General features: G+C 64.5%; 23 protein-coding genes and 1 pseudogene. 12 read left to right on the forward strand and 12 right to left on the reverse strand.

All coding sequences use genetic code 11. From position 1 onward, the window contains the following. Positions 1 to 16 precede the first annotated feature (16 nt). From nhaA to ACX4ZE_RS04460, 6 genes are all read right to left on the reverse strand, one after another. Positions 17 to 1,336 carry a Na+/H+ antiporter NhaA gene (nhaA, locus tag ACX4ZE_RS04435; protein WP_480272002.1) on the reverse strand — a complete coding sequence of 440 codons (1,320 nt, stop codon included), beginning with the start codon at positions 1,334 to 1,336 and terminating at the stop codon, positions 17 to 19. Between the two features lie 648 nt (positions 1,337 to 1,984). Then, positions 1,985 to 2,578, reverse strand: a complete 594-nt coding sequence (locus ACX4ZE_RS04440) for a sigma-70 family RNA polymerase sigma factor (protein ID WP_480272003.1) — start codon at positions 2,576 to 2,578, stop codon at positions 1,985 to 1,987. Continuing rightward, positions 2,565 to 2,846, reverse strand: coding sequence for a hypothetical protein (locus ACX4ZE_RS04445; RefSeq protein WP_480272004.1), 282 nt, complete (start codon positions 2,844 to 2,846; stop codon positions 2,565 to 2,567). Before ACX4ZE_RS04445 ends, ACX4ZE_RS04440 begins: the two co-directional genes overlap by 14 nt. Positions 2,847 to 2,881: 35 nt before the next feature. Then, positions 2,882 to 3,487 carry a hypothetical protein gene (locus tag ACX4ZE_RS04450; protein ID WP_480272005.1) on the reverse strand — a complete coding sequence of 202 codons (606 nt, stop codon included), beginning with the start codon at positions 3,485 to 3,487 and terminating at the stop codon, positions 2,882 to 2,884. A gap of 99 nt (positions 3,488 to 3,586) precedes the next feature. Beyond that, complete coding sequence (locus ACX4ZE_RS04455; protein ID WP_480272006.1) at positions 3,587 to 5,809, reverse strand: heavy metal translocating P-type ATPase; 2,223 nt, start codon at positions 5,807 to 5,809, stop codon at positions 3,587 to 3,589. Further along, positions 5,806 to 6,117 (reverse strand): hypothetical protein, encoded by a 312-nt coding sequence (locus tag ACX4ZE_RS04460; protein ID WP_480272007.1) that lies wholly within the window; start codon positions 6,115 to 6,117, stop codon positions 5,806 to 5,808. The genes ACX4ZE_RS04455 and ACX4ZE_RS04460 overlap by 4 nt, the downstream gene beginning before the upstream one ends. Before the next feature lie 107 nt (positions 6,118 to 6,224). Here ACX4ZE_RS04460 and ACX4ZE_RS04465 point away from each other — a divergent pair, with 107 nt between their 5' ends. The 6 genes from ACX4ZE_RS04465 (at position 6,225) to ACX4ZE_RS04490 (ending at position 10,928) form a co-directional block, all read left to right on the forward strand. After that, on the forward strand, positions 6,225 to 6,491 hold the full coding sequence (locus tag ACX4ZE_RS04465) for a hypothetical protein (RefSeq protein ID WP_480272008.1): 267 nt from the start codon (positions 6,225 to 6,227) through the stop codon (positions 6,489 to 6,491). Further along, positions 6,491 to 7,567 (forward strand): ABC transporter substrate-binding protein, encoded by a 1,077-nt coding sequence (locus ACX4ZE_RS04470; RefSeq protein ID WP_480272241.1) that lies wholly within the window; start codon positions 6,491 to 6,493, stop codon positions 7,565 to 7,567. Before ACX4ZE_RS04465 ends, ACX4ZE_RS04470 begins: the two co-directional genes overlap by 1 nt. After that, complete coding sequence (locus ACX4ZE_RS04475; RefSeq protein ID WP_480272009.1) at positions 7,491 to 8,621, forward strand: FecCD family ABC transporter permease; 1,131 nt, start codon at positions 7,491 to 7,493, stop codon at positions 8,619 to 8,621. Before ACX4ZE_RS04470 ends, ACX4ZE_RS04475 begins: the two co-directional genes overlap by 77 nt. Then, positions 8,618 to 9,436: an ABC transporter ATP-binding protein gene (locus ACX4ZE_RS04480; RefSeq protein WP_480272010.1), complete on the forward strand. Its 819-nt coding sequence runs from the start codon at positions 8,618 to 8,620 to the stop codon at positions 9,434 to 9,436. Before ACX4ZE_RS04475 ends, ACX4ZE_RS04480 begins: the two co-directional genes overlap by 4 nt. Before the next feature lie 154 nt (positions 9,437 to 9,590). Beyond that, the gene (locus ACX4ZE_RS04485; protein ID WP_480272011.1) at positions 9,591 to 10,049 is read left to right on the forward strand and encodes a hypothetical protein; all 459 of its coding nucleotides are present in this window, start codon (positions 9,591 to 9,593) and stop codon (positions 10,047 to 10,049) included. A 234-nt stretch (positions 10,050 to 10,283) separates the two neighbouring features. After that, a complete protein-coding gene (locus ACX4ZE_RS04490) occupies positions 10,284 to 10,928 on the forward strand; it encodes an MspA family porin (protein WP_480272012.1) in 645 nt (214 codons plus the stop codon). 332 nt (positions 10,929 to 11,260) lie between these two features. Here the strand turns inward: ACX4ZE_RS04490 and ACX4ZE_RS04495 are convergent. Together ACX4ZE_RS04495 and ACX4ZE_RS04500 are read right to left on the reverse strand one after the other, a co-directional pair. Beyond that, positions 11,261 to 11,809, reverse strand: a pseudogene (locus tag ACX4ZE_RS04495) (thioesterase domain-containing protein); the annotation flags it as partial. A gap of 43 nt (positions 11,810 to 11,852) precedes the next feature. Beyond that, entirely contained in the window at positions 11,853 to 12,185 is a 333-nt protein-coding gene (locus tag ACX4ZE_RS04500) for a hypothetical protein (RefSeq protein ID WP_480272013.1), read from the reverse strand. A 99-nt stretch (positions 12,186 to 12,284) separates the two neighbouring features. On the opposite strand from ACX4ZE_RS04500, the gene scoE reads away from it, so the two are divergent. From scoE to ACX4ZE_RS04525, 5 genes are all read left to right on the forward strand, one after another. Next, positions 12,285 to 13,172: a (3R)-3-[(carboxymethyl)amino]fatty acid oxygenase/decarboxylase gene (scoE, locus tag ACX4ZE_RS04505; protein ID WP_480272014.1), complete on the forward strand. Its 888-nt coding sequence runs from the start codon at positions 12,285 to 12,287 to the stop codon at positions 13,170 to 13,172. Continuing rightward, positions 13,169 to 13,738: an FcoT family thioesterase gene (locus ACX4ZE_RS04510; protein WP_480272015.1), complete on the forward strand. Its 570-nt coding sequence runs from the start codon at positions 13,169 to 13,171 to the stop codon at positions 13,736 to 13,738. Before scoE ends, ACX4ZE_RS04510 begins: the two co-directional genes overlap by 4 nt. Beyond that, positions 13,735 to 15,258, forward strand: a complete 1,524-nt coding sequence (locus ACX4ZE_RS04515) for a long-chain-fatty-acid--CoA ligase (RefSeq protein ID WP_480272016.1) — start codon at positions 13,735 to 13,737, stop codon at positions 15,256 to 15,258. The genes ACX4ZE_RS04510 and ACX4ZE_RS04515 overlap by 4 nt, the downstream gene beginning before the upstream one ends. Positions 15,259 to 15,493: 235 nt before the next feature. Then, complete coding sequence (locus ACX4ZE_RS04520; protein ID WP_480272017.1) at positions 15,494 to 15,721, forward strand: phosphopantetheine-binding protein; 228 nt, start codon at positions 15,494 to 15,496, stop codon at positions 15,719 to 15,721. After that, positions 15,718 to 19,866 carry an AMP-binding protein gene (locus tag ACX4ZE_RS04525; RefSeq protein ID WP_480272018.1) on the forward strand — a complete coding sequence of 1,383 codons (4,149 nt, stop codon included), beginning with the start codon at positions 15,718 to 15,720 and terminating at the stop codon, positions 19,864 to 19,866. The genes ACX4ZE_RS04520 and ACX4ZE_RS04525 overlap by 4 nt, the downstream gene beginning before the upstream one ends. A 30-nt stretch (positions 19,867 to 19,896) precedes the next feature. Here the strand turns inward: ACX4ZE_RS04525 and ACX4ZE_RS04530 are convergent, their stop codons facing one another. Beyond that, entirely contained in the window at positions 19,897 to 20,454 is a 558-nt protein-coding gene (locus tag ACX4ZE_RS04530; RefSeq protein ID WP_480272019.1) for a zf-HC2 domain-containing protein, read from the reverse strand. Between ACX4ZE_RS04530 and ACX4ZE_RS04535 the strand changes: the two genes are divergently transcribed. Further along, entirely contained in the window at positions 20,360 to 22,621 is a 2,262-nt protein-coding gene (locus ACX4ZE_RS04535; protein ID WP_480272020.1) for a heavy metal translocating P-type ATPase, read from the forward strand. The genes ACX4ZE_RS04530 and ACX4ZE_RS04535 overlap by 95 nt on opposite strands. Before the next feature lie 10 nt (positions 22,622 to 22,631). Here ACX4ZE_RS04535 and ACX4ZE_RS04540 read toward each other — a convergent pair whose 3' ends face one another. The 3 genes from ACX4ZE_RS04540 to ACX4ZE_RS04550 form a co-directional block, all read right to left on the reverse strand. Continuing rightward, positions 22,632 to 24,581 carry a cytochrome c oxidase assembly protein gene (locus ACX4ZE_RS04540; protein WP_480272021.1) on the reverse strand — a complete coding sequence of 650 codons (1,950 nt, stop codon included), beginning with the start codon at positions 24,579 to 24,581 and terminating at the stop codon, positions 22,632 to 22,634. A gap of 133 nt (positions 24,582 to 24,714) precedes the next feature. After that, positions 24,715 to 25,596: an SGNH/GDSL hydrolase family protein gene (locus ACX4ZE_RS04545; RefSeq protein WP_480272022.1), complete on the reverse strand. Its 882-nt coding sequence runs from the start codon at positions 25,594 to 25,596 to the stop codon at positions 24,715 to 24,717. A gap of 490 nt (positions 25,597 to 26,086) precedes the next feature. Further along, positions 26,087 to 26,263 carry a hypothetical protein gene (locus ACX4ZE_RS04550; protein ID WP_480272023.1) on the reverse strand — a complete coding sequence of 59 codons (177 nt, stop codon included), beginning with the start codon at positions 26,261 to 26,263 and terminating at the stop codon, positions 26,087 to 26,089. Positions 26,264 to 26,338: the final 75 nt, after the last annotated feature.

Genomic DNA, 26,338 nt, shown 5'->3' on the forward strand with positions numbered 1-26,338 from the left:
TGGTCCTGGAAGTGCGTTATCGCTGCTGGTAGATATCCGGGATGCCGTCGTGGTCGTCGTCGCAGATCTCACGCTCGGCAATCCGGCGATAGGTGCGATTGCGTAGCCGTAGCACGATCGCCGCAAGCGCCGTGGCCAGGAGAGTGCCGAACAACACGCCGATGCGGACGTGGTCGCTCCGGGTGGGGTCATCGAAAGCGAGCTCACCGATGAGCAGCGAGACGGTGAACCCGATCCCGCCCAATAAAGCCACCCCGATGACGTCGACCCAGGCGAGATCATCGTCGAGTTCGGCTCGGGTGAACCGTGCGGTCGCGAAGGTGGTGAGGGTGATGCCGAGCACTTTGCCGAGGACGAGCCCGGCGACGATACCGAGGGTGATCCGGTCCGACAGCGAAGCAGCGAGACCCGACAGCCCGCCGATCGTGACTCCGGCGGCGAAGAACGCGAAAATCGGTACCGCCACCCCGGCCGAGAACGGACGCAGGAGATGTTCGAATCGTTCGGCCATCCCCGGCGACGGCGCGTCCTCCGCAGACGTTCTTTCGCTGGTCGCTCCCTTATCGCCGGACAGCACAGGGACAGTGAACCCGAGCAGGACACCGGCCACAGTGGCGTGGACCCCCGACTGATGAACCATCCACCAGACGATCAACGCCAACGGCAACAGCAGCCAGACCGAGACGTTCCCACGCTGTACAGCGAACGCGAATACCGCCAGCGGGAGCACCGCGAGACCCAGCCAGAGCAGGTTCAGATCATCGGTGTAGAACACCGCGATCACTGTCACCGCGAGCAGATCGTCCACCACAGCGAGAGTGAGCAGGAATGTCCGCAGCGCTGTCGGCAAGTGGGTACTCAACACCGCCAGCACGGCCAGAGCGAAGGCGATATCGGTCGCGGTCGGGATCGCCCAGCCCGTCATTGCGGCACCGTTACCGGCATTGATCGCCAGGAAGATCAGTGCCGGCCCGATCATTCCGCCCACTGCGGCCACCACTGGCAACATCGCTCGCCGGGGGTCGCGCAGGTCTCCGGCGACGAATTCGCGTTTGAGCTCCAGCCCGACCACGAAGAAAAACACCGCCAGCAGCCCATCGGTCGCCCACGCGTGCAACGTCAGATTCAGATGCAATGCCTCCGGCCCGACGCGAACATCGCGCAAGGACTCATACCATTGCGACCATGGTGTATTAGCCCAGATCAATCCGGTCGCCGCAGCGACTATCAGCAACAGGCCACCCGCGGTTTCGGTGCGCAGGATCGCGGTGATGCGTTGCGCTTCGGGCCATGACCCCGGGGCGAACAGGCGGAGGCGGGGCTGGGGCCTACTCATTCTGATGTGGTCCTGCCTTGTCGAGGTCGGTTCATACGCGCCCGGCAGACGGTGCGGGCTCGTGCTCGGTAGCCGGTGGTCCCCCGAGACTCACCACAGCCGACAGCGCAGCCTCATACCGAGCGGCTACGTACCGAAAGCTCGCCGGAGAACGAGAAGCCACACACCGGGTGGTCGAACATCGAGGTCACGCGAGGGGATCCCCGCGCGATCGCTCACCTGGTCGCCTGAGCCACAGGAGCGAAACGGGCACGACACGTGGTCGTGGACACCGCGCACCGACCACGCGTCGATGGAGGAGGACCACACCGTCGCCAGGGTCCGGGCGGAGACGTCGTATCAGCACGATGTCACCTGTCGTCGAACCGAACCGGCCCTGTTCGGGCCGGGCTGCCGACCAGACTTCCCGGCACTCCACCCGCAAAGATGCCGTATAGTCCGCTGGATTGCAACTTCCACCACGGCCGCCGCTACCTTCCATCGCATCCGAATGTCAGGACCTCGCCACCCGGAAATGCCTTTTGGCTATGGACAGCGTGACTATGGACAGCGGCGATCCGGTGGTGAGTACCTCCGTCCACAAGAAGCTCTACAGAACCGAGATACATTGTTTATCGTACCGTCGAACAACAGCGCAATTGTCATAAGTCACATCTGAGCTCGAACCCACTCGGCTGTGGCCGGCTCATCATGAACTTCGGTGTCGGTGCCCTGCCACAATTCGACGAGGGCTTCACGCGCTCGCGCGACCCTGGATCGGATCGTGCCGACCGGACAGTCGGCTGCCTGCGCCGCCTCGACATAGGACAGGCCGAGGATCTGGGTGAGCACGAAAGCCTCCCGGCGTTCCTCGGGCAGATGGCTCAGCAGATCAGCGACCACCATCTCCTCACCGATATCGGTGTGGTGCCGATCTCGATGACGTTCCAGCGCGGATTCCCAGTCGGTGTTGTGGGCGGTGCGCGGGCGGGCCGCGGCGCTGCGCAGCCGATCGATCACCACCCGGCGTGCGATCGACAGCAACCAGGTCCGCGCGGTCGATCGACCGGCGAAACGCGGGAGACTGCCCATCGCACGCAGATAGGTCTCCTGGGTCAGGTCATCAGCGGACTGCACATCCGCCAGATGGGCGACGAATCGCCATACATCGGTCTGTGTGGCACGGACGAACCCTTCCAGAGCCGTGCGATCGCCCGCGCCCGCGGCCAGAGCCAGCGCGGTCAGATGTTCATCGGACGACATCGTCGTCGACATGCTGTCGATGGGTGGACGGCGTCACGCGAGCCGTGGTCCGACAATAGGATCTGCTGCGTCGTCGCAGCACAGCGGGGCACCAGTTCAGATCGATATTCACAGCGGGATCTCCGGTTCGGGACGCACGCACAGCGGCATCGGTGTCGTGTCGGGATCCGAGCACGCCGCCCACCTGACGCCGCCCCGGCCCGTTGAACAACATCCCCACCCGCAGGCGACCTGCGACGAGGATGGCGTCCGTCGCGTATACCGACACCGACGACCACCCTCGAAGGGACGGGAATCAGCTGGTCATGATGCAGCGGCGGACTCTTCGAACGACAGCGGCCCGATCGGAGGACCGCGCCGAGCCAGGGCATGGCGGAGCAGCCGCACCGGCCTGACAAACGTGGTCTGGTGGCCGAACACCGATGCGGCGAACGATGGCGTGCGGATCGGGCGAGCCAGCAAGAGCAGAAGTGGCAGCACCATGCGCGCATACAGCGACTGAACAAGAGAGAACGCGGTGCGTTCCCCATGCCACAGCCACACACCGCAGACCAGCCCGGCCAGGCAATGCGCCCCCACCATCGCCATCGATTGTGACTCGGCCAAGCGATCGGCAGCCGTGCCGTGCGCGCCACCGTGGCCACCGGGGACCGGTGCGATACCGAACCAGAGATGCAGCAGACCCTGCGCGGCGAGCAATCCCCCCGTAATCGCGCACAAACCGTGCCGGCGATCGGCAATCGCCCAGGTCACGGCCGTGACCGCTGCGAATGCCAGCGACACCGTCGACAACGACATCGGATGCCCTGAGGTGGTGGAGTGCCCGGCCGCCGACAGCAGCACACAGATCACCGCGAAGACCACGGCACGGCACAGCCGGATGGTCGGTGAGGTGTGTGGCGATCTCATGGTGGCCTCCATCGTCGCATCCACCTCGAGCCGGTCGATGGCCAGGGCCGGATGCACCCGCGTCCAGCAGCCGCTGTGGATATACCGCCGCAGCGGGCATCACCGGCGATCCGGGTGCGTGAAACGGCGCAATCGCAAGCTGTTGGTCACGACGAACACCGACGACAGTGCCATCGCGGCGGCAGCGGTGACCGGGTCGAGCGCGAGCGCGGCGAGTGGAACAACCATCACGTTGTAACCGAAGGCCCAACACAGATTGGTCCGGATCGTGGACAATGTGGTGCGTGCCAACCCGATTGCCGACGGCACCTTGGTCAAGTCCCTTCCCGATACGACGACGTCGGCGGCCTCGATCGCCACGTCGGTGCCCGCACCGAGCGCAATGCCGAGATCGGCCGCCGACAGTGCCGGGCCGTCGTTGACACCATCACCGACCACGGTGACATGGCACCCGGTCTCCTGGAGCCGTCGGACGATTTCGCTCTTGTCCTCGGGCATGACCTCGGCGATGACTTCGTCGATGCCGAGCAGGTCGGCGACAGCGTGCGCGGCGTATCGGTTGTCGCCGGTGAGCAGGATGCTACGCAACCCGAGCCCGCGCAGGTATTCGATCGCGACAGCCGCAGTGGGCTGTACCGTTTCGGTGGCCGCGAGCACGGCGACCACCTGGTCGTCGACTCCGACGAGAACTGCGGTGCGCCCGAGATATTCCTGCCGCCGATGGTGCTCTCGCAACTCGTCCGGCACGACGAATCCGTTCCTGCGCAGGTATCTCGGTTTCCCGACCGCTACCTTGACGCCGTCGACGGAACCGAGCACTCCGAGCCCGTGCTGTTCGACGACAGTGTGTGCGACGGGCACGTCGATGCCCTCCTCCTGTGCCGCCGCGGTGATCGCGAGTGCGATGGCGTGACGGGAAGTCCTCTCGACAGCAGCGGCCCACCGCAACACATCCGCACGACAATGCGGAGAAGCCACTACCACGTCCACGATGGCCGGGCGGCCTTCGGTGAGCGTGCCGGTCTTGTCGAACACGACGACATCGACACGTTCAGCCTGTTCCAGGACACGGTGGCCTTTGCAGAAGATGCCGAGCTGGGCGGCGCGACCCGAGGCGACGAGAAGCGCGGTCGGCGTGGCGAGCCCCAGCGCGCAGGGGCACGCAGCCAGGGCCACCGCGAGTCCGGCTTCGACAGCGCCGGACCATCGGGCACCGGCCAACAACCAACCGCAGAGGGTGAGCAACGCGACGATCAAGACTGCAGGGACGAATCGACCGGCGAGCCGGTCGGCCGACCGTTGGGCTTCGCTGCGATAAGTCTGGGACTGCGCAAGCAGCCGGAGCATCTCCGACAACCGGGTCCGCTCGCCCACAGCGGCGGCTTCGATGGTGAGTATCCCGTCGAGTACTGCGCCGCCCGCGGCGATCGCCGTGCCGGGCTCCATCGGGGCTGGGCTCGGTTCGCCGGTCAGCGCGCTCATATCGACTGCCGCCGCGCCGGAAACAACGAGCCCGTCGGCGGCGACGATCTCCCCTGGGCGAACCAGGAAAACCTGTCCTTCCCGTAACTCACCAGCTGGGATCCGCATTTCGGTTCCCAGCTCGTCCACCACCGTGACGTATCGGGCCGAGAGCGCGGCAAGGCCGTCGAGCGCCGCGCTCGCGCTGCGCTCGGCGCGACCTTCCAGATACCGTCCGGCCAGAGCGAACACCGTCACCCCCATGGCGAGGCACAAGTACCGTCCCTCGTCCGACCACGACCAACGGCCGGGACCGAAACCACCGAGCATCCCCGCCACCGCGTAGACCAGGACGCCGAGGGTACCGACGCTGGTCAGCGTGTCCATGGTGGACCGGCCGCGCCGGGCCGCGTGAGCCGCCGCGCAGTGGATCGGCCAGGCAGCCCACAACGCGACCGAAACGGTGCAGACGATGAGCAACCACGGCCACCATGCGGCGGCCCGCGCGGAGGCGAACGAGGCCGCGCTGAGCAATCCGGTTGTCGCACACGCGGTCAGCAATCGCCGACCGAGCGGTCGACTCGTCCGGCCTCGACCGCTTCCTGGCACTGAGCCCTGGTCCCTGCTTGGCGTAGCAGCGTAACCGGCCGACCCGACGGCGCGGCACAGATCAGCGGTGCTGTGCACCGCCGATGTCTCGACCTCCACTCGGCCGGTGAGCAAATTCACCGTGGCGGTCGTCTCCGCGAGATTCTCCAAACTGCGCCGCACCCGCGCAGCGCAGGCAGCGCAGGTCATTCCCGCGATCGTCAGCCCGACACGACGCCTACCGACCTCGCCAGGCGCGGGCGGTACAGTCACAGAGTGTGACACCGGGAGGGAGAGCCGGGTACTGCCCGCAGCTTTGCCCGGCCACGTACCGCCCGAGGCGGTAATACGATCGACAGCTCGCGCTCAACATGGTGTCTCCGCTGCTCGCGGCGCCGCGCAAACATCACCTGGGCAGGCACCGAAACCAGCACGGCAGCCGAGCAGGCGATCAGCGCCAGGACCGGACGCAGCCCCGCCCCGGTGAGCAGCAGCCCCACCTCGATGACCAGTGCCAGGTGGATCAGGTTCGGCCCTACGCCGGAAGTCGTATAGTGGTCGCGCCGCCATTCGTGGGCCATCTCACACCTCATACCTGATTGGTCGCGGCAGCTCGGCATACGGTTCCCACCCCCGCCGGGCAGTCGAGACGGCGAAACAGGCCGAGCCCGGCATCGATGGTGTGGCCGTGTCGCTCGATCGGCCAGAGGCGCTGTATGCGGAAGCGTTGTGGGCGTTGCCGTTCGCGCAGATGGCGCTGGCGGGGGACAGCACTGTTCGCCGCCGGGCGGCGCGACCGGTATCTGCGGTGCGCTCGCGGCGGCACCGGACCGACCGAATCCGATGTGAGCCACACCACGGGAACCATGCGGGCGGGCCGGACGACTATCTGTGCGGCGGGCCGGACCGCGGTCCACCGGTATTCGATATCACAGAAGACGAGTGTGCGACGTGATGATCCGAAGCTTTTCCCGGCTGGCCTTGTGCGGGCTGTTGATCGCAGGCTCCGGATTGCTCGGCGCCTGCGGATCACCGCCGGTCGACGCGGAGAACTCCATCGGACCGTCCGCTGCGGCCGGGTATCCGGTCACCGTGGACAATTGCGGTTACCGGCAGACTTTCGACCGTCCGCCGAAACGGGTATTGATCCTGCGGGGAGCTTCGGTCGGTGAGGTCGAGACATTCCTCACTCTCGGGCTCGGGAAAACGATCGTGGCCAACACTCAGCATTACGGGATTTCCGATATCCCCGGCATGGCGAAGCGGATCGATGCGCTCCCCGACGGCGGATTGGTCCTCAACGCCTCCGCCGACGTGCCCGCGGAACAGGTGCTGGCATTGCACCCGGATCTGGTCGTGTCCACTTGGTCGGGTGGGTTCGACCCGAAGTATGGGTTCGCAGACCGGGAGATGTTGCATCGGGCCGGGATCCAGACCTTGGTGAACCCGGTCAACTGCGCCTATGGCAAACCGCGGAATGTCACGGCCGCCGAGAAGCAGGCCTACCGCAAGGGGTCCACCGACTCCTCCTTGGCTTTTCTCGAGCTGATCGGTGAGGTCTTCGGTGTGCGGGATCGGGCGACTGCTGTGGTGAACGAACTACGGGATCGGATCGAATTAGTGGGCAAGCAGGTCGCAGGCCAGAAACCGAAACGAATGCTCATCGCGTTTCCCGATATGAGTGTGATGAACGCGAACGGACTGCCCGCGGTCCTCTCCGGAACAATCTACGACTCGGTGGTGCGGGCCGCGGGCGGCGAACCGAGTTTCCCGGACGGCGGTTGGGATCTCACCAGCAATCTCAGCGCTGAGCAGTTGGCCGCCGCGCAGGTGGACGTACTCGTCCTCGGCGCGACTCGCTCAGGCGAGGATCTCGACGCCGAGGCCGCGAAATTGTTCGCCGCGTACCCACAATGGACCGCTGCGAAGAACAACGCCTATGTGAAGGTTTCCGATGGCATCTATCTCGGACCCGCGAACGCTGCTGCGATCGAGAAGATCGCCAGAGTCGCCCACCCCACCGCCTTCTGACCCGGAACGCACCGGCTGGGCGGGATCGGGCCGTTTCGCTCCGGGTGTCGTGCTCTGGGCCAGTGCGCTGGCTTTGGTGCTTGTGTGCCTGGCAGGGATATCGTTCGGGTCGGTGACTGTTCCGATCACCCAAGTGTGGGCGGCGGTACGGTTCCACGGGCTTGGAGTCGGGGCTGCGCCGGACGCGCTGCACGGGATGATCGTCTGGCAGTTGCGGGTGCCGCGGGTACTCGCGGCGGTCCTCGTCGGCGCGGCGCTTTCGGTCGCGGGTGCGGTATTGCAGGGCATGGTCCGCAACCCGTTGGCCGATCCGTTCGTGCTCGGTGTCTCCTCGGGGGCGGCGCTGGCAGCCGTCGCGGTGATGTCCTCGGTGTCCGCCCTGTGGATCCGCAATCTCGGCGTCCCGGTCGCCGGTTTCGCGGGAGCCGCGGCGGCATTGCTGCTCGTGCTGCTGTTCGCTCACCACAACGGCCAGTTCACCGGCCCGCGCATCGTGCTCGCCGGTGTCGCGGTAGGACAGGTCGCGGCGGCGGCGACGAGCCTGATCCAGCTGCGTTCCGAACCAGCCGAGGTCCGCGGCATCCTGTTCTGGATGATGGGCAGTGTCGCAGGCGCCGAGCTCGGTGCGCTGGCACTGCCTGCGGCACTGGCCGCCGCCTGTCTGGGGTGGTTGCTGCTGCAGGGTCGCGGGCTCAACGCGCTGTCCATGGGCGACGACGACGCGGTGGCATTGGGTGTCGAGGTGAACCGGCTGCGCGTGCAACTCATCGTGATCGTCGCGATGCTCACCGGACTTTCGGTGAGCATCGCGGGCGGCGTCGGCTTCGTCGGCCTGATCATTCCTCACCTCGCCCGGTTCGCGGCGGGAGCCGACTATCGCAGGCTGCTGCCCGCGGCGGCGGTGCTCGGCGCAGCGTTCCTCGTCCTGATCGACTTGGCCGCCCGCACGATCGACATCCCGAACGAGTACCCCCTGACCATCTTCACCGCCGCGCTCGGCGGCCCCTTCTTCCTGTGGCTGCTCAAGCGCAGCCGGTCCGGAGGCACGGTATGAGCAGTACCTCGGAGGACCCCGCGCGAACCGCCGCTGCCGTCGACGTCGTCGGTCTTCGGGTGGAAATCGATGGCGCGATCCTCGTCGACGCCATCGATCTGACTGCCGCGCCGGGTCGGATCACCGCGATCGTCGGCCCGAACGGCTCAGGAAAGTCCACCCTGCTGCGATCGATATACCGGGCAGGCAAACCGAGCGCAGGCGCGGCCTACATCGACGGTCGTGATGTGTGGAGGACCTCGGCGAGACAGATGGCGAGAATGCGCGCGGTCGTCACCCAACAGCACAGTACGGCAGCGGATTTCACCGTCGGCGAGATCGTCGCGATGGGACGGTCGCCACACAAGAAATACTTTCAGCCCGAATCGCGCCACGACCGCGATATCGTGCTCGCCGCCATGCGTCGGGTGGGGGTGGAGTCGTTCGCCGACCGGCGCTTCGCCGAGCTTTCCGGCGGCGAACGCCAACGCGTCCTGCTGGCTCGCGCGTTGGCGCAGCAAGCGCCGGTGATCCTGCTCGACGAACCGACCAACCATCTCGACATACATGCCCAGCTGGCACTGCTGCATCTGCTCCGGGAACTCGGCACGACGATCGTGCTGGCGATCCACGACCTCGGCCAGGCCCTGGCATACGCAGACCAGGTGATCGTCCTGCGCGAAGGCCGAGTCGTCGCCGCGGGCGAACCAGCACACACCATCACCGCCGAGTTGTTGCGGGAGGTCTTCAGAGTGTCCGCGCAGATCATCGACAACCCGATCACCGGCCGCCCCGCCGTGGTGTTGGGGCCGACCACCGAAGGTTTCCTCACCTGAAACGAAAAAGCGACAACAACTTTCACCTACAGATGCATCCGAACGTGATGTGCGGCACAGCGCAGTAGAGACCGGACGGGGAACCAAGACCACCACCTGTCCGACTTGTCCGATAAGCCGGTGTATGGAAGCCGGCCGGACACGAGGACGGATCATGCCTACTGGCAGTCACTGGTATCCCGGACATAACCGCGGCCTGCGAACGGGGGACACCGACCGCCCGGCGCATCGCGACGAGCCGAAGATCTCGGTCGTCGTCCCGTTACTCAATGAGGCCCGCAATCCTCAGCAGGTGTTGTCGACCATCCCTCGCGACTACGAGGTGATCGTCGTCGACGGCGGTTCGGCCGACGACTCGATGACCGTGGTGACCAACCAGCTGTTCGACATGCATCTCACCGACTTGTGCTACGGCTACAACACTTTCTGGCGTGATGCGCTGCCGTTGCTCGGGCTGCCCGACCAGCAACCGGCCGACGGAAAGTCGCACTGGGACATCGAGCCGAGGCCCACCGGAACACCAGGCTCGTTCCTGTTGCACCGACGATCCGAGTTCGACCGAACAACACCAGTTTTCGCCGCACATGACTTACCCGGGCCCCGCACCGAATAGAACTGACCGCGCCGATCCAGCAGTCCCACTGCCCGGAACTGTACGCCGCGGGTGTGTTGGCCGCCCTGCCGCTCGACTACCGCTGAGATCCGCCGAGCAACGACACCGGAGCCACCCCGCGATGGCCGCACCACCAGGTCCGCTGACCACCTCACCGACCGAGACCACCTGTCACTGCCCGATGATCTGCCACGCCGATGCCGGGGTCGGCGATACCGATATGGAAGAGGGAAGATGAAGAAAGTCACTTCGCACCTACGCGCCGGAAAACACGCCGAACTGGCGATCCTCGGGCTCGCCACCGCTGTGGCATGCGCTCTCGGGGGTGGCACCGCGGCTGCGGCCGTAGACAGCACCGATATCGTGGTCGACGCCCACCAGCGGTCGATCAGCGCGATCCAAGCCGACACCGTCATCCGCGGTGTGCCACCGTTGGATCGCAACCCGCTGACCCGCCAATGGCTACACGACGGCAAGGCCGAATTCACCGTGACCGGCGACAAGGCAGAGGAGTTCACCGGCACTATCAAGGTCGGCTACCTCGTCGGATATCCGGCCACCTTCAGCGGCAAGATCAGAGTCAGCTACACCACCCCCTCGTTCGGTTTCGACATCGACTCCGGAATTCCAGGGCTCAGTTTCAACGGCAGCCTCGTCCCGACCGTCACCGGTGAGATCGAGGCCGGTTTCGGTCCCGGCATACAGCAGGTAGAAGCCGCCAGCGGCACGGTTACCGGTACCGAGGGACATATTCGGATCGTGAATTTCCTCGGCACCGTCACCGGTGTCATCGGCCCAGCCACCGTGCAACCGTATGTGACCGTGATCAGCGATTCCGGTGACACGGTCACGACGTTGGGCCGAGTCTGGGAAATCTGACCCGACCATCGCGGCGGTGCGCGGACAGCCGCACCGCCGCAGGATCTCCGCACCGATCCGAGTGGCCAACCCCCACAACAGCGGACCCTCCCGCACCACATACCTATGCCCGCCGGCGACCATACAGGTCGGGATATCGCCCAGCACACGCCGCCATCCGGGCACATGGTGGACAGTGTGTTCGGTGACCACCGCGAGCACCTGATATTGCCCAGGCCGCATCCGATGCCGGTTCTACACCCGTACCCCGAACTCGTAGAACAACTGTTGCTGCCTGCCGATCGGCCGCCGCCCCACTCCCGCAGTAAGCATCGCACCGTAGGCAGCGGTGCGTCCAACAGTACGACCAAAGCGATATCGGCACCGTCGTCGCGCAGCCGGTGCGCGCCTTCGAGCGCCACAACCGAACCCATCGAATGCCCCAACAACACATAGGGTCCACACGGCTGCACCGACCGGATCACCCGCGCGACATAATCGATCAGCGACCGCATCCGGAAATGCGGCACACCGGGTTCAGTGCCAGGAATGGCACACCGACCGACACGTGTCACCGCCACCGAACCAGCCGCGAACTCACGGCGACCGATCCGGTCGAGCCTGGCACCGAGTTCCGAGGCGGTGGATGCGGCGGCGAGATCAGCGATACTTACCCTCAACCCGAATCGTTGGGTGAGCAGATCCCGCAACTCCGCGATCTGTAGTGAGGTCCCGCCGAGCGCGGTGAACTTAACATGCCAACAGGAGAAAAGCAGCAGTACCGCTGCCGCGACCGGGCGTATCCGGCCCGCGCCGACCAGCGTGGCAAGCTCGACAAACCGAATACGCCGCCGAGCGACATACACTGCCCGCTGTGCCCACGGGGCCGCATCGACTCGCATCGCCAGATGCGCGAATGGAAACACCGCCTCACGCAATGTGAATTCAGCCGCTTAGGACACCAATGCGACCGACCTCGCGCATCGCGACCATGATCGCCATGTCCTCGTAACGGCGGACTTCGTCCCACGCCCGAGCGGGCAGCAGCGCGCGACGGAACAGTTCCGTACCTGGCTCACGGCGCAGGGCATGCCATGCGGCACAAGCGACCAGCCGCAGGTCGGGCCCGTCTACAGGGGCGGCGGCCAGCAAGGCGAGCAGTTCGGCACACGGCAGCGCCGCCCGCCCCATTCGTACGGCATGACCCTCCGCTGAAGCGAGCGGAGCATCGTCGCGACGCCGGGAACCGAACAGCCCCGCTATCCGACTAACTCCCACGACAGCAACGGCTCTTGGCAGGCCGAGATGTCGGCATGCACATCGCGGTCTTTCGGGGCGCACAACCGCTGGATCGCATTGTCGGACAGAGGAAAGCACATGAAGATCGACACCAGCGCCGGAGACCACCGAGGCGTCGAGGTGCACGGATTCGACCTGGCCACCGCGGACTCGGACGATCTAGCGACGTTACGGCGGCACGTCTATCACGACAAGATCGTGGTACTCAAAGAGCAGTCGCTCGACATCGCCGATTTCGTCGCACTCGGCGCGGAATTCGGCACCCCAGTGCCGTACTACGAACCGATGTACCACCACCCCGACAGCGAACTCGTCTTCGTCTCCTCCAACCTGGACCGGGACACCGGGCGGATCGGAGTGCCCAAGACCGGCGCGTTCTGGCACAGCGACTACCAATTCATGCCCGAGCCATTCGCTGTCACGTTGTTCTACCCGCAACGTCTCCCAACAGCGAGCCGAGGCACCTACTTCATCGATATGGCCGACGCCTATCGGCGGTTGTCCCCGCGACTGCGCGACGCGATCAACGGAACGTACTGTAAGCACAGCGCCCGGCGCTACGTGAAGATCCGGCCCTCGGACATCTTCCGCCCCTTGGGTGAACTCATCGCAGAGGTCGAACGCAGAACTCCCGCGCAGCGGCGACCCACCATAGTGACCCACCCGGTGACCGGCGAAAAGGTACTGTACCTGTCGGAAGCGTTCACCTACGCGATCGAAGACGCGTCCGCGACGCCACTTCCGGAATCACTGCTGACGGACCTGCTCACCGAATCCGGCCAGCTCGATGACCAGTACGAGCACGAGAACATCTTCCTGCGATCCTACGAGCCCGGCGACCTGGTCCTGTGGGACAACCGCACACTCATCCACCGAGCGCTGCACAATCCGAGCAACGAAGCAACAGAATCGCTGCGCGTGACCGTGCTCGACGAACATCCGTTGACCCAAGGGAACGCCGCATGACCAGCAGCACAACTCTGGGGACCCGCCCCGCGTCCGACAGCCCTCCCGAAGACATCGCGCTACTCGAACGCACTATGCGGCCCTACGCGAGCAAAGACACCGTCTACCTACACCAGGCCCGGACCGAGCGCCGCGGCGAGCACGTGGTGGGCATCGGCGCCTTCTCGATCGCGCAGTCCTGCTACATCGATGACACCGGCCACTTCAACGCGGTCGAGTTCACCATCTCCTACAACCAATTGTTCTACTACACTCTGGCCGCCGCGATCCGAGACCGGCTCATCCCCGAACTGGCGGACTGGTCACTGGCCGACTATTGGGTCCGCCAGCTGCCCTCGGTGCTCATCAGCAGATTCAACAGCCACTACCGCCGACCCATCGACCCGCGCGCCTACCATGCGGAACTCACCATCGGTGACGTCGAATTCCGGCATCGGTCCAGGCCGCTCTTCGCGCTGCACACCCACGTCGACTTCACCGATACGGCCATCGGTAGCGCATCCGGCGACATCGAAATCGTGCTGGTGGACCCGCCACACCCACGTAACCCAGAGCCACGCCGGTGAACAATCTGCCGACACTGGTACCAGTATTGCAGCGGCACGCGACCGCCTGTCCGAAGCACCCGGCATTACTCGAAGCGACCGGTACAACAACCTACGCCGACCTCGCCGCACACGCGGCGGCAGTGGCACGAGCACTGCGCTATGCAGGTATCCACGCGGACGATCGGGTCGCCTACCTGGCCAAAGACACAGCTGCCTTCTTCGAGTTGCTATACGGCTGCGCCACCATCGGCGCGGTCCTGGTTCCGATCAACTGGCGGCTGACCCCTGGCGAAATCACCGATATCCTCCACCACAGTCGCGCGCGGCTCGTCGTCACCGACAACCCGGCACGCGTCGGATCCACATGCGATCTCGTGATAACGGTCGCGAACTTCGGCTCCTGGCGTACGCACACCGAACCCGGCACGGTCGACGCTGTCACCACCACACCGGATACCCCGGTCGTGCAGATGTACACCAGCGGCACCACCGGCAAACCGAAAGGCGTGGTGCTGGCGCACCGCACCTTCTTCGCCGTCCGCGACATGCTGGATACCGCCGGACTCGACTGGATCGACTGGCGCACCACCGATATGAACCTTCTCGCACTACCCACCTTCCACATCGGTGGACTGTGGTGGGCGGTCCAAGGTCTGTGCGCCGGCGTGACCAATGTGGTGATCCCGGCCTTCACCGCGACCACCGCGATAACCGCGATCCGGGAGAACACCGTCACCACAAGCTGCTTCGTTCCCGCAATGCTGCTGATGCTGCTGTCCGAACCAGGTGTCAGCGCAACAGACTTCATCTCGCTACGCAAGATCGTCTACGGCGGGTCCCCGATCGGACCGGATCTGCTGACACGCGCCGTCGACACTTTCGCCTGCGAATTCGCCCAGATCTACGGTCTGACCGAAACCGGAAACACCGCGATCTGCCTCCCACCCGCCGACCACCTGCCCGGACGGCAGCGCCTGCACGCAGCAGGCACACCATACCCAGGCGTGGATATCGAAATCCGCTCCGCGGACGGAACATGCGCCGCAACCGGAGAGTCCGGCGAAGTATTCCTACGCAGCCCGGCACAAATGGTGGAGTACTTCGCCGACCCCGAGACCACCGCGGCCACCTTATCCGACGGCTGGATTCGCACCGGAGACGCCGGATACCTCGACACCGACGGCTATCTGGTGCTCCGCGACCGGGTCAAAGACCTGATCATTGTCGCAGGAGAAAACGTCTACCCCGCCGAAGTGGAGAAAGCGATCAACGCGCATCCAGCGGTGTACGACTGCGCGGTGATCGGCACACCCGACGACACCTGGGGCGAACGCGTGCACGCGTTCGTGGTCACCCACCCGGACACCGAACTGCGCATCAGAGACCTCGTACGCTTCCTGACCGACAGGATCGCCACGTTCAAAGTGCCGTCACACTACGAGTTCACCGACGTCATCCCACGCAACCCCAGCGGCAAAATCCTACGCCGCGCACTACGGGAACAATTCTGGACAGATCGTGATCGGCGCGTCAACTGAGCCACACCCATCTCCGGCCGAAACACGCGCTGTGGCCGTCGATCACGCTGCTGACCTCGATCACCGCGATGGCGGTGTTCCTGTACCGGACAACGGGGGAGTACTACCTCGGTGACCTGCGCGTGTTCGCCGCCGCACCCGGATGGCCGACCGACGACTCGCTCCACCGTTACACCCCACTGCCCTGAGCATCCAGGGCACCAACCCCAGACACCTACAAACTTAGGGAACCATCATGCGGCTGAGCCGACAACAATTGATCACCGACATCGCCGACGTACTCTACGCTGAACCCACCGAACTTCGTCTCGACACCGATCTCACCGACCTCGGCCTCGACTCGATCAGGCTCACCACACTAGTGGAGCGCTGGCGCGCGGCAGGAGCCCAGATCACCTTCGCCGAACTGGCCGAGGAACCGGTGCTGGGACTGTGGCTCGGAAAGCTGGCGGAGCACCGATGACCACCCCGATCGCCCTCACCGCCGCACAACGCGGCATCGTCGACGCCCAACGCCTGTGGCCCGACAGCCGAGCATTCACACTGGCCGAATACCTCGTGCTCCGCGGCCCTGTCAACCCAGAGACGCTGACCGAGGCGATCCGCCTCATGATAGCCGACGTCCAAGCGCAACGAATCCGCCTAATACACACCGAACACGGTCCCCGCCAAGTAATTGGGCATCCACACGAAGTGACGGTCACGGTGCACGACCTGTCCCACCTCGCCGATCCCGGCGCAGAAGCGATGACGATCATGCACGCCGACCGCGACGAACCATCCGACCCCTACCGTGATGTGACCACACGCCACCGGATCTTGGTGCTCGGTAACGAACAGATCTACTGGTACCACCGCGCACACCACGTCGCACTGGACGGCTACAGTTTCGCGCTGTGCGCCAGACGTGCGGCCGATTATTACCGCGCCCTCACACAGACCGGCAATACAGTCCCGCCGATCACCCACAGTCTCGCAGATGTGGTCGCCGCCGACGCGTCATATCACAGTTCCGCCCGATGCGCCGCCGACGAAACACAGTGGCGGACAGCGCTGACCGGCCGCAGCGCACCCACTTTGACCGCGACACCACACACCCCCGCCGCGACCACCCGCCGAACGCGACGCACCCTCACCACCCGGCAGCCCGCACCCGACACCCACGTCGGCATCGCGGAGTCGATACTCGCGGCGGTGGCGATCTACCTCGCCCGCCGCACCGGAGAGCACGACACAGTACTCGGCGTACCCATGATGAACCGGATCGGCTCGATCACCGCGACCATACCGTGCATGACGCTCAATGCCATAGCACTGCCGGTCCGGGTCGAACCCGGCGAAACCATCGCCGAACTCACCACACGCATCGGAACCACACTGCGGACCGCCCGACAACACGCACGCTACCGACACGAACGACTGCGCGCAGAACTCGGCCTGATCGGTAACGGGCGCAGCCTGCTCGGCCCGATGGTCAACATCATGCCGTTCGACTACAACCTAGGACTGCCCGGCATCGAGGTGCGTGCGCACAATCTGAGCGCCGGACCTGTCGAAGATCTATCCATCAACCTCTACCTGCGAACCGGGACCGCCGAACTCGTACTGGACGCCAACCCGCACTGCTACACCTCACAGGAGCTCGAGCACCACGCCGATGCCCTCCGCCATGCCATTGCCGAAACCAGAACCGACAGCACATGTCTGGTCCAAGACCTCGGCGTCACCTACCTGCCCATCCAGACCCCGGCATATACGCCCACACCCGACCCGATCACACGCATACGCACCTGGGCAGACACCGAACCAGAAGCACCAGCGCTCCTCGACAACCAAAACACCCTGTCCCGAGCGGAATTGCTCGCGCTATCGGCCACACGCGCCGCCGAACTGATCGACCACGGTGTCTCCGCCACCGATATCGTCGCGATACTGCCCTTCGGCGACAGCACCGATATCGTGTCGATCCTGGCGATCCAGCTCGCCGGCGCCGCACACATCGCACTCGACCCAACACTTCCGGTCCACGACCTCCGCGCGCTGGTCGATACGATCGCGCCCGCGACGATAATCCACCACCGCCGCCACACCGCACTCGCCCTCGCGATAGCGCCCAGCGGCACTGCCATGACACTCCCGGCTACGCCGCGACCAAGACTCGACGACCACGCACCTTCGGAATCTGGCCACGGGGCCGGATACGCGGTACTCACCTCAGGGACCACCGGAAAACCGAAAGCCGTCCGCGTAGGCGGCGCAGCACTCGCCGCCTACGTTACCGACGCGGTAGACCGCTACCAGTGGAAACCCGACGACCGCGTCATCCAGTTCGGACCACTGCACGCCGACACCAGCATCGAGGAAATCTTCGTGACTCTGGCAGCCGGAGCATGTGTGGTCGCCGCACGGCCGGCCGACCGGCAATCACCAACCGCGCTACTCGCTCTGGCCCAGCGCACCCGAGCAACTGTGCTCGATCTACCGACCGCCGTATGGCATGAGCTCGCCATAGCCATCGACACCGGCACCATCCACCTACCTACGACAGTTCGCCGGATCGTGATCGGGGGAGAGGAGGCATCACCAGAGCTGGTGGCACGCTGGCTACGACACGGTGGCCCGGCACTGCACAACAGCTACGGTCCCAGCGAAGCCGCAGTCGTCTGCGCGAGCACCGACATCCCGCAGGAACACGATCCAACATCTCCGGTACCGCTGGGCCCACTGTTCCCACACGCGGGAGCGGCACTCGCCGTGGACCACCTCGAACCAGCCGACCACGACCACCACGATCCGGTTGGATACCTCCACCTCTACGGACCGATACTGGCCGAAGGGTATTTGCCCGCGGATTCCGGGGCAGGCTTCCGAACAACCCGGATCGCAGACCAGACCGTCCGGACCTTCGCGACCGGCGACCGGATACGCGTACGCACCGATCGGGTACTCGAGTTCGTCGAACGCGGCGACGGGATAATCAAAGTCGGCGGGCAACGCATCGGCCTCCGCATCATCGAAGACCTCCTGCGCCGCGAACCCCGTGTACGCGACGCGCTGATCACTCGGCGCGGCGAGTTCGCCTTCGACGCGCTGGTAACGGTGGACGGATCTCCCGACCCCGAGTGGTTCGCGACCATTCGACAGCGACTGGCGCAAAAGCTACCCACGGCCTGGGTTCCAACACGGATCATCACAGTGGACCGCATACCGCGCACCCGCAACCTCAAAGCCGACCGCACTGCACTCATCACAACCGGCACCGTCGCCCAGCCCGGCGTCGAACACATCCTGCGCGTCTTCCGCGACGTCCTCGGAAACGACGAACTCACCGCCGACGAAGACTTCTTCACCGCAGGAGGAACCAGCATGCAGACCCTGGCCCTCGCCAACCGGTTGACCGTGGCTACAAAGCAGACGGTGACCGTGGACGAGATACTCGCCTACCCGAACGCTGCCGAACTCGCCGCCCACCTTCATCGACCGGACCGATCCGACACCGACCGCCCCGCACACGAAATCGACCCCGCGGAAAAGATCGACCTCACAAAAGAAATCACAGCGCTACGCACCACCCTGTCGCTCCTCGCCCCATCCACCGCCCCCGCCACCAGTCGGATACTGCTGACCGGTGCCACCGGATTCTTCGGCGCGTATCTGCTGGCCGAGCTACTGGCATCGACAGAACATGAAGTGGTCGTCCTGGTCCGGGCGGACTCCGCCGAGCACGCTCACCATCGGCTGCGCACCGCGTACCCAGCAGAGCCCGCGCCACACCACCTCCACTCAGCCCTGGCATCCCACCGGTTATCCGTCGTTCTCGGTGACTGCGCCACACCAGAATTCGCGACCGAACTATGCGCGGACACCGGAATAGGACACATCGTGCACAGCGCGGCGGCGATCAGCGCGATCCGCTCCTATCAAAGCCTGCGCGCGGTCAATGTCGCTGCCACCCACCATCTACTGCGTGTCGCGCATATCTGCGATGCGACCCTGACTCTCGTCTCGACCGCCACCGCCGCGGGACCACAAGGAATGGTGGCCGACCCCACGGTACTACCAACGGGATACGCGCAAAGCAAATGCGTCGCCGAACACCTGCTGACAATCGCCGCCGACGAGTTCGGGACACCGACGACCATCGCGCGATTAGGACGAGTCCTACCCCATCCCGCCGACCCACGTGACCCGGATAACGACTTCCTCCACGAACTGGTGGCCGCCGCCACCGCGGTCGGATCACTACCGCGTACCGAAGTGCGCGAACCGATGGTCCGCGCCGACGTCGCCGCCCGGATCATCACCGCGGCGATCGGGACCGGCCCGACACCCCCACCACGAATACTCGATCTACTCACCCCCGAACCGATCGCCATCGCCGACGTGCTACCCGCCCTCACCAATACCCACATGGCGACCATCCCCTTGGACCGCTGGCGCGACAGCGTCGATACCTGCCAGAACCTCGCCCCACCACTGCGCGCCGCCGTCGTGCGGTGGTGCGATATCCAACTGGCCGGATTCGATCGAGACTGGAATTCCGACCACACCACACCGACACCGGAACTCTCCGCCACCGAGATAGCCGGACTTCTCCTGCGACGATGAGAACCACCCCCCGAACACGATCAGCCCGGCCTACCCCGCGCCGACCAATCCCAACAGGACACGACGAACTACACCACCGCCAGTACGCGTCCGGCGCCGCTGTCGCGCCGCCAGATCATCCGGAACGGATGCCAGGATCTGATCAGTAAGGTCGGGAACTACCGGCGCGACCCCTACCCGGACGCGCCTGGTCACATCAGCGACCGACGCACACCACCGGCGACACCGCGGACACTGCCCGAGGTGCTCGTCGAGCCGCGCCGAAGGCACCACCCCGGCTTCACCATCAAGCCGGGCAGACAGTGATTCCCGCGCTACCGAGCATTCCACAGGCCGATTCTCCCACCCAGGGAAGTCACGGCCGCTGTCGGGACACGATCCACGCCGACGGGAACCAGCGCGAGCACTCATCCGACTACCTGGCAGTGCCGCATCCCAACAGCTCAGGGGCCCGCCTTCAGCGACAAGAACTCTCCTGCAGAACGGACCAGCAATGACCATCGACCAAACCATCGCCTCCGAGACTGCACCGACACGAATAACTCTCACAGTCGGCGGCATGAGTTGCGCGGCCTGCGCCACCCGCATCGAACGGCGGCTCAACAAAGTGGCAGGCGTAACCGCATCGGTCAACTACGCCACCCACACCGCCACCATCGACGCCACCACACCGATCTCAGCCGAACGCCTATGCGAAGAGATCGGTGCCGCCGGATACACCGCCGAACCCTCGACCCAAGCGCGCCCCGCACTCGCAGGCACCGGAAACGATGACAGCGAGGTAGCGGATCTGCGGCGGCGGCTGTTCGTCGCACTCATCGCGTTCTTCCCATTGGCCGATCTATCGGTGATGTTCGCGATGATTCCCGACACCCGCTTCGACGGCTGGCAGATCTTGCTCACCGTGCTCGCCGCGCCCGTCGTCTGCTGGTCCGCCGCGCCATTCCACCGCCGGGCCTTCATGAACGCCCGCCACGGCGGCGCGAGCATGGACACCCTCGTGTCGGCAGGAGTACTCGCCGCCACCTTATGGTCACTGCACACGATGTACCTGCGTCCCACCCGCACCGAAACCCCCGCCGGGGTATGGGCGGCGATTTGGTCCAGCGACTCGATCTACCTCGAAGTGGCCGCCGGGATCACCGCATTCGTCCTCGCAGGCCGATACTTCGAAGCCAAAGCCAAACGCACCGCCGGTAGCGCGTTGCGCGCACTGGCCGAACTGGCCACCCACGAAGTCACAGTACTGACCCGCGACGGCCGCGAGATCACCGTGCCGATCAGCGAGCTCGGACAAGGACAGCTTTTCCTCGTCCGCCCCGGCGAGACGATCGCCGCCGACGGCACCGTGGCCTCGGGAACATCCAGCATCGACGCCAGCGCCATGACCGGTGAAGCGGTACCGGTCGATGCCGCGGCAGGCGACCAGGTCCTCGGGGGCACCGTATCGCTGACCGGCCGGATCGTAATCGAAGCCACCGCCGTCGGCGCTGACACCATGCTGTCAGGCATGATCCGGCTCGTCGAACAAGCACAACAAGGCAAAGCACGCGTGCAGCGAATCGCCGACCGGGTATCGGCAGTGTTCGTCCCCTTCGTCTTCGCGATCGCCGCACTCACCGGCGCGGCATGGCTGATGCTCGGAGAGGGAGCCGACCGCGCAGGGGCGGCGGCCATCGCAGTCCTCGTCGTCGCCTGCCCATGCGCACTCGGGTTGGCCATCCCTACAGCACTGATGGTCGCGTCCGGGCGTGGTGCGCAACTAGGTATCTTCATCAAAGGCCATCAGGCGCTCGAAGCCACCCGCGATGTAGACGTGGTGGTATTCGACAAGACCGGCACACTCACCCACGGCATGATGAGCGTCGTCGACATCACTGTGTCGGACGGGATCGAAGAATCCGAGGTGCTTCGTCTCGTAGGCGCAGTAGAGGCGGCCTCAGAGCACGCCGTGGCCACAGCCATAGCAGAATACGCACGCCGATGCGCCGACCTGCCCGACGCCGAATCCTTCGAAGCACTGCCCGGTCTCGGTGCCCGAGGCATCGCACAGGGCAAACATGTACTCGTCGGTCGTCCGAAACTGATGTCCGAGCACGGGCTCACCACCCCCGCGACACTGGAGAAAGCACGCGACCACCACGCCCGGTCCGGACACACCGCGGTCCTCATCGCCATCGACGACGACATCGTGGCCGTCGTCGCGGTCGCCGATACCGTCAAGGAATCAGCAGCAGGCGCGATCGCACGACTACACCGCCAAGGACTACGCACCCTCATGCTTACCGGCGACAACGAGCACGCCGCAAACACAGTAGCCGAGCAGATCGGCATCACCGAGGTAGCCGCCGATCTGCTGCCACGAGACAAGGTTTCGACAATCGCACGGCTACGCGCGCAAGGACACCGGGTAGTCATGGTCGGCGACGGCATCAACGATGCGGCAGCGCTGGCGACCGCCGATCTCGGGATGGCCATCGGCGCGGGAACAGATGTCGCGATCGCCGCCGCGGACGTAATCCTGGTCCGCGCCGACCTGAACACAGTACCCGACGCCATCGACCTCGCCCACGCCACATTGCGCACCATCAAAGGCAACCTGATGTGGGCCTTCGGCTATAACGTCATCGCCATCCCGATCGCCGTACTGGGCTGGCTCAACCCCCTCATCGCCGGAGCCACAATGGCTTTCTCGTCATTCTTCGTCGTCACCAATAGCCTGCGGCTGCGCAGCGCACATCCGCATCGCGACTGACACCAGCCACTCAGCGACGAGTCCTGGCCAGCTCGGCGAGCATCGCGTTGTACGCTTCGAGGTCGGAGTCGCCGTACATCTCGTCTTTCCGGTCGGTCCGTACCGCAGTCCTGCGATCCTGCACGAACCACTGGCTCAACAATGCTCCGACCACGATCAACACCGGAACCTCACCGGCCACCCAGGCGATACCACCACCCGCACGTTGGTCTGCCAACAGATCGATATTCCACGGCAACTGCAAGGCAGTGTAGAAACGTTCCCCTATCACCGTAGTCATCGACATGACCGAGACACCGAAAAACGCGTGGAACGGCATGACCGCGAACAGCATGCCCAGCCTGCCCAAGTGCGGCAACCGCCGAGGACCTGGATCGATGCCGATAATCGCCCAATAGAACAAATAGCCCACGATCAGAAAGTGCACGTTCATCAGGACATGCCCCCAGTGATAACGGATCAAGCTCTCGAACACCGGCGTGAAGTACAGGCCATACAGCGAGACGACGAACGCTGTGAGAGAGAACATCGGATGAGCCGCTATCGCGGCAGGCCTGGAATGCAACACAGCCAGCACGCCCTCCCGCACTCCAGGAAGCCCACCACGCGCCGCCGCAGGCATCACCCGCAACAACAGTGTGGCCGGCGCGCCGAGCACGAGCAGTACCGGCACCACCATGTTCAATGTCATATGCGTGATCATGTGAAAGCTGAACATCGCGTACCCATACGCACCGACCCCCGCAGATGTCACGATCAGCATGCCGAGACAGCCACCGAGCCAGGACACGGTCCGCCACGGCGACCAGGCATCACCACGCCGCCGCAACCGCAGCACCCCGATCACATACAGCACGATCCCGGCCAGCGCCGCGCTGCCCAACACCACATCGAACCGCCAGAACGTCACCATACGCAGCGCCGAAGGCGGATCCGCTATGTCGAAACCGAGGAAGACCTGCTGTGCCGTGAACTGTCGATCGGCGAACGCGGGCGCGGGCCGCACATCCGCACAACTGAGCACTGCGATCACAATAAGCGTCGCGCCACCCGCCGCTGCGGATAAAACCCCAGCACGGCTTGTTCCACGACCGATCCGCCACACGAACATCACCATGAGCAACCCCAGTACGCCCGCCGCGAAAACCATCCGCCCATACCCGGTGCTGAACACCCGAGACAAAGGCAGAAGTATCGCGACCAACACCACACCGCAGGGCGCCGCGATCCCCAGACACACCGCCGTAAGGAACCGCGCCCGGCGCGCCGTCTCCGTTGGATGGCCGCCCCCACGGGCAAGATGAGCACTCACACACCACAGCAAGCCGACCGGAATCGAGATTGCCATCTGCAAGATCAGCACAGCCCCGGTCGCGTAGTCGTGGCCCGGCCCCTCACCGGCATCGCCGACAACACCAGGCGGCAGCACGCCGAGCGCCGCGATCCACGCCAGAACTATCACCCCGGACCAGGACAGAGTAAACCGCGACACCACCGCGACAATGGCGGCGAAGACCACGACAACGACCCAAGCCTTCGGTTTCTCGCTCGCATCGACCAGCGGTCCGAGCGCACCACTTCCCAGCACTTCCGCAGTGGTCTTGCCGCCGACATCGGCCGCGGTCACCGGTATCAACGCGAGCGCGGCCACCACCCACACCACACTCGCACGCTCGGCCACTCGAATTCCCGCATATCCATCCACCCCGATCCGCCCACGCCCCTCGACCGCTGTACAGCAAGCCGAATAGACCAACGAACCCAGAGTGAAAGCGCCTGCCGCCGCAGCCACCACACGTAGCGCGGTATACGTCAACGCATGAATCAACCCTGGGTACGAAGTACCCGCGGCGACATATGGAAATTCCTGAGCGGACCAGGCCGCTCCGACCGCCACCAACATCGACAGCAGCACCGAACCGAACCAAATCGTTCGAGTGGAAGATACCCCAACTGCCACACCACGTCCCTTCCCACAATCCTGGCTCACACTTGCCCCGGCCCAGGTAGTCGGAAGAAACGACCCATTGGTTCCAGCCAACCGATATGACGAGCGTTACAGCCGGATAGCCGAGCAGGTTCGACGCCGGGAATCACCCATTCAAGGCCGCCAACACAGTTCTGGCTTGATGATCCGCGCCGAGCTGATTCGGATGGAACGGCACCGCAGGCCCCACCGGATACTCGGAGAACGGCACCAAACCCTCGACCCATCGCACACCCGCCGGCTGACAAGCATCATGCCCGACACTCGACGTATAGGTATCGACATACTCCACACCTGTCTCCGCCGCCACCCGTGCCAACATCGCGTTCAGCTCGAGCAACTTGCGTCCCAGCCACGCCGAATCCACCGCGGAGATCGGAATTTCCGGATAACACCCCGGTCCGGTATCGATGCCTTGGAAATAGTCCAACAACAGGATTCGCGCGTGCGGCGATCGCGCGTGGACACCACGGATCACCGCCGCGACTTTCGGCTCGGCCGCAGCGATATTCACCGACATCTGATCCACCCCACCGATCACGAACTTATTCTGACACGGTGACACCGCCGGGTCGGCGGTCAAGCATGTCTCGACGGCGGAAACGAAATCCACGTCGTTGCCACCGATTTCGAGCGTCACCAAATCGGTGGTCGGGGAAAGCCGATCGAACTGTGGTGCGTTCACACCGAGCCGAGTGACCTGCGGCGCGGACATGTGATCAGTTGTCGCCGAAATACAGGACGCGTCCCGGAATACCGGCACAGCCAGCGCCGCTGCTATCTGCTTGGCATAGTCGCCCCGGCTCTGCGCACAGCCCGGTGGTACGAACTCGTTCGTCGGCTGACTCAAAGTAGCATCCGCCGCCCATGAATCACCCAGGGCGACATACTCTCTGAACGAGGGGGGTGCCGCGGCGGACGTCGGCATGCCCGAAAGAGCGGCACCGACCACCATACAGCTGATCAGCGCCCGCGCTGCCCCTCGCATACTTCCTCCAAGACGAATGTAGATATGTGGGATTTCGAACACCGCGAACTTAGCACTCATTCATCAGCACTGCGCAACAACAATCGGGAGAGGATGACAACCCCACCCGTCACAGTGACGTTTCGAAATTCGCCGAAAAAGCAGTCCAGAGGCAAAAATCCAGGAGACGCGGAAAACAACTCGTCTATATTCACAAAATTCGCAAATACGACAAGTCTCCTTAGTACGCAAAAAATGCTGTCACATAAATTTACGGATCAGATAACTCGCTCATCCGCAGCCGGTCGAGTCGGGCAGACTCACTGCGCACCATGCAATGACGAATAGCGACATCCATATCGTGCACATGCCGACCACCCACCACATCCACGCCGATAATCAATATTATGTCAAGTTACGGCCTGGAGTAGCATCCCCTGCCATACGCCACGACGACTTCGACCCGCCCTGGCCGAGCTCCGCCGCAATGACCGCTACTACGGCGGTTCACTCACACCAGAGACAGCCAATAGTCCTGGAATCGCAAGAACACCAACAGGTTCACTACGGCGTAGAACGTCGCCAATATAGTCCAGCGCCATTGCACCATCATGACGAGCATCGGGTGAGAGCTGCGCAGCTGTCCGCTGATCAGTGCCAACAGCGCAGGCGTAACCGCCCATACCACAATGCAATAGGGGCACAACGCATTGATCCGATAACCGGATTGGGAAATCCCAGAACAGCCGCCTGTTCGCTTACC

The organism is Nocardia sp. TBRC8007 (genome assembly GCF_056629435.1).